The sequence below is a fragment of the Peptoniphilus sp. BV3AC2 genome (genome assembly GCF_000478945.1).
Taxonomy (GTDB): Bacteria; Bacillota; Clostridia; order Tissierellales; family Peptoniphilaceae; genus Peptoniphilus_B; species Peptoniphilus_B duerdenii.
On sequence record NZ_AWXD01000027.1, the window covers coordinates 66,368 to 75,341 of the forward strand.

1 protein-coding gene is annotated in these 8,974 nt (G+C 36.3%); it reads left to right on the plus strand.

Annotated features, from left to right (window positions below; genetic code table 11):
* Window positions 1-50: 50 nt before the first annotated feature.
* Window positions 51-8,399, plus strand: a complete 8,349-nt coding sequence (locus HMPREF1252_RS06950; RefSeq protein WP_023059950.1) for a Rib/alpha-like domain-containing protein — start codon at window positions 51-53, stop codon at window positions 8,397-8,399.
* Window positions 8,400-8,974 lie beyond the last annotated feature (575 nt).

Genomic DNA, 8,974 nt, shown 5'->3' on the forward strand with positions numbered 1-8,974 from the left:
GATCTAGTATCTGGATAAAAGAGCTAATTCTAGTAGAAAAGGAGAAAAGTATGGAACAATTAAGAGAGAGAAGCAAAAGAGCATTGACATTATTTTTAGCGATAGTCATGATACTGACGTCGCTACCACTAGATGTGCTTGCTCAAGGTGGTCAGGATAATCCAACAGATAAAAAGATTAACTATGACGAAAATCCTATAAGTGACAGTGGCTTTAAAGAAGGCTATATAAACAATAAGGATATAGATGTTAAGGTTGCGAAACCAAAAAATGGAAGTCAAAAATTTATAGAAGGACCGGATATACCAGACATCTATACAATGAGAGCAGAATACAGAATCCAACGTGGCGACAGTAGGATAAACAACTACCAACCTTATGAAGCGTCCGTTGGAGCTAGTATCAAAGAAGAAGATAAGAAAAAAATAGAACAAACAATAAATCTTCCTGACTTTGATGGCTATACAACACCTACGCCAAGCTTTGATGTAAACTATAAAAGCATTGTAAACAAAGCAAAGGAAGGTAAAAAATTAGAAAAAAAAGAAGGCACAAAAACTTGGACAGAATACAAGGGTGTTTTGCCATATATTTATACTGGAAAGAAAAACACATTAACAGTTAAACATATTTTCCAAAGCCTAGAAGATAAAAACAAATATGGACCTATTGATGGTAAGACTGAAATAAAAACAACTACTGAAACTGGCTTAACAGGGTCAATAGTTACAATCAGCCCTCTTGAAAAAGAAGAAATAAAAGGCTACGAGCCTGAAACTAGTGTTATAGAAACACAAATGCCAGAAAACACAGAAAAATATGTTGTAGAATACCGCTATAATAGAAAACACTTTGACGTTCACTATGACACCAAAGAAGGTACACCAATACCGACTAGAACAATTTACTATGGTCAACGTATCCCTACAATACCTCTATTGGGGAAAGATGGAAAACCAACTACAGATAAAACTGCAGACCCAACATATAAGTTGGGAAGTACTTTCCAAGGTTGGAAACCCTCACAGGACTTAGAGGGAGTTGGCGGAAAAAAATATAAAAAAGATGAAATAATTAAAGATGATAGTGGAAATCCTATAAAAAACCTAGACGCTAAATTTATAATGCCAGCTGAAGATGTGACATTCACAGCTGATTGGAAGGACAAGGAAAAGGCAGACTACGCTGTTCAATTTTGGACAGAAAAGGCTGACCATGCTGACAATGCCTCTATTTTAGATAAGTATGAGTATATGAGTACTCGTGTTTACAAGCAAGAACCAACAGGCAAAAGGCCAGAGTTAGATAAAGAACCTGTAGACGGATTAAAATTCCCAGACCTAGATAAAACTCGTCTACAAAAAATTTGGAATGGCGAAAAATTCAATCGTGACCATGACCTTTATCTAAACAAATTCTTTGTTTACAATAAAGAATTAACAGATAAAGAAAATGCAGACCCTAAACAACCAGCCATGACAAAGTCTGTATCAGCCACAGGTAAGACAGTCTACAATATCTACTACGACAGACAAGTCTATGACCTATACTTTACCAAGTCTAATGCACAACCTGAAAAAAACACCATCTATCCCGAAATTTGGAAATATGACGAAAAGAAAGGTGAGGCAGTTAAAGTAGGTGGTCCAGGCAAGCCATACCACTACAAGGCAAGATTCAATGAGATGATGTATAAGTGGCCAAACGATGCTAAACAAACCAAGGGATTCACTCCTGGTTATCAAAGTTTTGGTTGGGGACCAAACTATACTAGGCCAAATTGGCCACTTCACTTAGATACACCTCCTTATAGGCTTAATGCCGATGAATTTTTGGACATGGCAAACTATACTAGCTGGGGCGGCTATACTAAACATATAGATAAGGGCGATGGCAATACCATCGATTTAGATAGATTCGACTTTACAACCCTTTCCTTCGGTATAAAACAGGATAAACCTTCCATTCCTCACCACATGGACTTTTGGATGGATGGATTTAAGAAAGACGAAACCATCATACGTTATGACCTTGTTAGAACAAAGGCGGATACAGCTGCCATAAACTATGGACACAGATACCCGAAAGTTACAGGCTTTACACCTAAGGACTATGATCCTACTAATCCTCAAAGCGGATGGCCGACAATCAAAGAAGGTAGCGAGGAAGATGGCCGAGTGGACGAAGATAGAATTAACGATCTAAACGACGAGCGTGATGCAATAACACCTAACACTTGTGGGTCGTACTATAACAACCAAGGGGATAAACTACCTATCGGTCAATTAGACTTTATATCAGTTTTCTTTAGCGATTCTGATGAATTTGGAGACAAAAAGGAAGGTGGTCAAGCATTTGAAGAAAACGGCTACCTACGCTTCAAATATCATCGTAATAAGTACCCATTAAGATTTAACTACGACCCTGCAAAGATTAAGGACGATAGTGAGTTTGGACCTACCAACCAATTAGATACTTTCTACGAATTCCCACTAAAGGTCTTAAGTCCTGATTTAGTTGATAGTAACTTAGAAAGAGATGAAAAAGAATATTTCAAAGAAGACCCTAAAAACTTAATAGACAATCCAGAAAACTTACAAAAATTAGGTCTAACAGATCTTGTTTATACAGATCCTACAGATAATAAATTAAAGGTTAAAAGACCAGACAATCTTCCAGAACAAATGGTATTTAAAGGATGGGCATTAGACCCTGCAGGCACCAAGCTTATTTGGGAAAATCCAAAAGAAACAATGCCTTTCCACCCAGTTAACCTCTACGCTAAGTGGGCAGAACCAGACTTTAAATGGAAGGTAACCATTGATCCTAATGGTGGTTCTCTTTCTTCAATAAAATCTGAAGACTTGACAAAAATAAGTAAGACCATCCAAGAAGGAGATATAGGTCAAGAAGAAAAGAAGACATATCCTGAGAAAAAACCAAACGATGGCAAAAAACAGATATTCACAGTTATACAAAGACAACAATTGAATGAACTTGAGGAACCTAAACGCTGGGGCTATGACTTCTTAGGTTGGGAATGGGTAAGACATAATGCAGATGGAACAGAAGACAAAACATATTTTAATGACTACAAAGTTCCAGAACTATATTCTTTTGGAAATGATGTTGTATCAGATGTATATTTAAGAGCAATTTGGGTTAGAAATGACCTACAAACAGTAATGGCATACCACCATATACTTGATAAGGACTTAAAGGAAGTAGCTGGATCACCAGAATCTCAAGAACTACCTAAGAGAAGAAAAGGCTACTTTGCAGCTGCACTAGGTAGCAAGCAAGGAGCAGAATATACCCTAGTACCAAAGGCTCAATGGAAAGATTTAAAACAAAAGAATAAAACTTTTGAAAATTATTATGATGAATCCACTGGTAGAACAAACAACTACTTCCAAGTCCATGAGATAAAGGGACCTGTCGAAGAAAAGCAACAAGATGGAACAACTAAAGAATTAAACAACAAAGAGAATGACTTCCACTTCTTCTATATACCTTATAGAAAGAGAGAGTACAAGGTTAACTACCTTGATGAAAGATGTAGGGCTAATGTAGAAAAATTTATAGCAGAAGCTAAAAAGAACTTTGAGACTAATTATGAAGCCATAAAAAATGATAGCAATAAGACAGAAGATCAGAAAAGAGAAGCTTATAGAGACTTAGTAAAGAAAAATAGTGAAGATTTCGAAAAGATTGTTTCTAAGTATTCAATTATTGACGCAGAAACAGTTATAAATGGAAAGAGACATTATGATGCTAGAAACTATAGGCACATACCTGGCTGGACTTTGGCAGATAATGAAAGTCCACAACAACAACTCTTCTTTGATGTAGACGAAAGTACAAATGAATTCTTAGGAATCAACGGAACAGGACTTGGAGAAATTTTCTTCTTCTATCAAGACGCAAGAGTCATAGAAGTTAAGAATCCTAATGACCCAGTACCAGATGGATATGTAAGAGTAACCTTCAAGATAGATGACGAGAAAAAAGGTGGAGTCTTTAAAGACAAAGACAATAATGAAGTGATAGAACTTCACTACGATGTAATAAAGGGACTTAAGTCAGATTCACTTCCAGTTCCAGGAGAACTAGGAACAAAAGCTGACGGTTCTCCTAATGATAAAGAAGAAAGAAAGTACTATATCACACCTGATAATGGTAAAAACTTCTTAAGATGGGACAACAAACCACTTTTAAACAAGGGAACAATCCTACAAACTGCTGATAAAGATTACTATGTATTCACAGCCTACTTCGATTGGTCAGGACTAAGTGTTAAGGCAGAAGGTCTAGTAAGAACAGAAGCTTATAAAGATCCTAATAATAAATGGACCAATGACTTTGCTCCAAAACTTGACGACTTAAAGAAACAGTTAGTATGGAAAGAAAAGAATGAAGAAAAACCAATTCCAGATGGAACAAAAATTGAATTCTTCTACAAAGATGAGGCTGGAAAAGAAACAAAATTAAATACAGATAAAGATGTGTTTAATCTTGTAAAAGAAATAGGCAAGGAAGATAAGGACGAAGTAGTTCGTGTAGTTAATATTGTAGCTAAGGTTACTTTCAAAGATGGAAAACAAACTCAAGAACTTTCAATACCAATCACAGTTTATAAGAACCGTTACGAAGCACTTAATAGAGAGTGGCAAAAACCTAAATATCTATCCGATGCAGAAGCGAAAGACGCAAAAGACGGCGGATTAAGAGATATAACAGGAAATTATGTAAAAGTAACAGTATCACCATCTGGCGATATGAAGGCTAAAGACAATAAGGTTTACTATGTAAATCCAAAAGCTTGGGTAGAAATACCAGAAGTTAAGTCCGATGGTTCATCAACATTTATCAATTGGACAGCAGATAAGAAAGAACAGAATGAAGAGTCTAAAGAAAATGGCAAATTTGATTTTGCTAAGCGTCATAAATTTACAGAAGATACAGTAATTACACCGGTTGACGCTAAGGAAGTAGTTGAACAAACAGATCCAAACAAAAAACCAGATGTACCAAATGGCTATGTAAAAGTTATAGTTAAAACTACAGAAAAAGCTACAGATGAAACTAAGTTTGAAAAAACATTCTGGGTTAACCCTACTAAGGAAGTAACAATACCAGTAGCAAGTCCAACAGGTAAAACTGACCAAGAAGTTGACATTCCAAAACTTGGCAAGAAGAAAGTTAACTATGTATTTAAAGAATGGCAAAAGGTTAAGACTGGTGAAGCAGATGATAGTTTAACAGATGTAACACCAGCAGTAAAAATTGAATTAGCTAGCCATAAATATACAGATAAAGTAACAGTGATAGAAGCTGCTTATAAAAAATCAATTCAAGCAGAACCTATAGTTAAGCCATTAAAGACTACAAAATTAGATACACCTCAAGGCAAAGAAATCACAGATGAGATTTTAAAAGAAAAAATCACCCCGCAAGAGGGCAAAGAGATAAAGTCTATTCAAGTGATTAACAGACCCGATCCGTTGAAACCGGGCGAACAAAAAGCCACAGTAATTGTCACTTATACAGACGGTACGACCCAAGGCACCAACGATAACCCTGTCGAAATCCCCGTGGAAGTTCACAAAAACATAATTCCGGAAGCACCCGGCGGACAAAGACCGAAGGATGCTATGGATAATTATGTAAAAGTAATCTTCAAGGCAGGCGAAGGTGGAACAGTATCCGGCGACTTAGTTTACTATGTAAGTCCGGAAGTAGAAGTTAACATGACAGACTCAGCTGATAAGATAACAAAAATTCCAAATGTTGGCTACACTTCCAATGGTGGAACATGGTCACCAGAAATAAAAGCTGAAAAGATTACAGCTGAAAAAACTTATGAATTTAACTTTGTTAAATCAAAAGATATAGTAGAAAAAACTGATGAAAATACAAAGAAGCCAGAAGGCTATATAACTGTAAAACTTATTCCAACGGATAAGGCAACAGATGCAACAAAAAAAGTTTACTTTGTAAATCCTAAGGCAAAAGATGTTACAATAACAAACAAACCAGAAGGTAAGAAAGAAAAAGTTAATAACATTGAACAAACTTACAATTTCAAAGGCTGGAAAGTTACAAAAGGTACAGTAGCTTCTTGGGATAATGAAAATATAACAGGCACATTCATCCAAGATACAGAAATCACTGCACAATATTCTACTAATGTTGTTCCAGGAGAATTAGTACCAGCACCAGTTGCTAAGAAGAATGTTGTAACACCAAAAGGCGATACACCAAAACCAGAAGATTTAATTGAAAATAAAACTGGATTACCAGATGGAACAACATTCAAATATACTGATGATGGAACACCTGATGTAAACAATCCTGGAAAAACTACTGCAAAGGTTGAGGTAAAATATCCAAATGGGAAAACTGTTGTAGTTGAAGTACCGATTACAGTTGTTGACCATGTAGTTTCACAAATTGGTGGAGAAAATGGAGATAAACCATTAGTACCAGACACTTATGTAAAGGTAACAGTAGACACTACTGATACTGCGACTGACAACACTTACTTTGTAAATGTATTCTGGGTTAAACCAAATGAAGAGGTTTGGATACCAGTCAACAATCCAAGAGGTAAAGAAGCTTTAGAAAATGGAGTAAAGAAAACAAATAAATTTGTTAAGTGGGTATCAGATGATAGCAACAAAGAATATGCAAATACGATTAGAGATACTTTCACTAAAGCTACAAAGATTACTGCAACTTATGAACAAGATAAGAATGTAGAACCAGTCGGAAAGAATGATCAATGGATACCACAAGGATCAAATCCATCTCCAAAAGATTTTATAAATAATCTTTACAATGATGACGATCCTGATAACAAAAACAACTTGCCATCAGGAACAAAGTTCAAATTTGTAGATGGATTTACACCTGATACAAGCAAACAAGGTAAGGATAAGACAACTAAAGTTGAAATAACTTATCCAAATGGTGAAGTTAAAGAAGTTCCGGTAACTTATAATGTAACTGGTGATGTAGTTGAACAACCAGATCCAAACGATCCAACAACTAAACCAGTTGTTCCAGATGATTTTGTAAAAGTTGTTGTTAAGACAACGGAAGATGGAATAGAAAAAGCAACTGATGAAACAAAATTTGAAAGAACATTCTGGGTAAATCCTACAAAAGTTGTTACTATTCCAGTTGATAACCCGACAGGAAAAGAAGTTAAAAAACTTGATGGAACAATAGATTATACTTGGTTATTTGCAGGATGGGATAAGGAATTAACTAAAAAATTTACAGAAGAACAAACTACCATTACTGCAAAGTACAGAAAAGACTATGGTGAATTACCAGAAATCAAACCTATACCAGAAGCAAGAGGTGGATTTATCTATACTGACCTTGGACAACCAGTAACTAATGAACAGTACAAGAGTCAAATCCAATTGCCAGATGAATATAGTTTTAATACTGGAACAACTTTTGGAATAGTACCAGGAACAGAACCAAATATAAATAAAACTGGTCTTTACAGTGTAAAAGCTTGGGTAACTTATCCAGATGGATCAGGGCAAGAAGTAACAATCTTAGTATATGTAGGAGAAGCGAGAGTGGTTCCACAACCATTACCACAACCAGGAGGCACTGGATACAATGCAATCTATATAGAAAAGAAAGTTGAAGTACCTGCTAAGATTAAACCACTTCACAAAGAAGTTAGATACATGCAAGGATTCAACGGATACTTCAGACCTAACGACGGGCTTACTCGTGCAGAAGCTGCTCAAATCTTGGCAAATGCTCTAAGAGAAGATGGATATAATTACAATCCTAATTACCAAATTTCTTACAAGGACATAGGCAGAGAATGGTACACAGAAGCTGTTAGAATAACTACAGAAGCGAATGTATTCGCTGGATATGATGATGGATTCTTCAGACCAGAAAAGAAGATTACGAGAGCAGAATGGGTAGCAACTCTTAGAAGATTCCAAAATATCGCAAAAGCAGATGGAAACCACATGAACTTAAGTGGAAATCACTGGGCAAAAGGCGAGATTGAAGGAGCATTCAACGAAGGTTGGTTAAAGATTTATACAGATGGACTTGCAAAGTTTAATGCTGATGAATTTATACCTAGACAAGAAGTTGCGGCTGTAAGCAACAGAGCATTTAATAGAGTCTTTGACAAGACTTATATAGACAGGAATGACAAGGCGTTTATCAACCAATATAAGGACGTTAACCAATCAATGTGGGCATATGAAGATATACTATGTGCAAGTAACACATTTGTACACGATGAACAACTTTATAGAGCGCACGATGTTAAGAATGATAAGATAACATTCAACGTAAACTTAGACAAAATTGAAATGCTACAAGATAAGTTTCAAAGAAATCCAAGATAAAAATTAAGAGAAGGGCGACCTTCTCTTTTTTTATGTATTTGGGTTTTTGGATAGGGCTTCGACAAATATGACCTTTATTTAACCCATCTATCCCCAAAAATATTATGAAATATCTTTACAATTGCAGTCACCCTGAGCGAACGAAGTGAGTCGAATGGGTATAACCTATGTAGGTCAAGTCAAGGCTAGTGGAATCATCCGAACATAACCCCACCACGGTTATACCCGTTCGACTTCAATGACTCAGCCTTTGGCTTCGTCATTTCCGCTCAGGGTGACTGTCTTCATTAAGTTTATCATTGTAGAGATCCTTCGACTCCGACGTACCGTCTCCGCTCAGGATGACTGGTGGGGGGTATAGCGGAAGCAAGGAGCTTCCACAGCCGAAGACTACAAAGTTCTCCCAATTGCAGTCACCTTGAGAGGCAGTCGAGTTCAACAAATCAAACTTCACTTCGTTTGTTTTCTTTATAACTCTTTGCACGAGACCTGCTACGAAACGGGAGATTTCGGCTAGGGCTTCGAATGGGTATAACATCTGTAGGTCAAGTCTATACAAGTGAAATCATCCGAAC

What these genes read in the sequence shown, in the direction of transcription:
- HMPREF1252_RS06950 (WP_023059950.1), top strand. Translation starts at nt 51, where the DNA reads ATGGAACAATTAAGAGAGAGAAGCAAAAGAGCATTGACATTATTTTTA.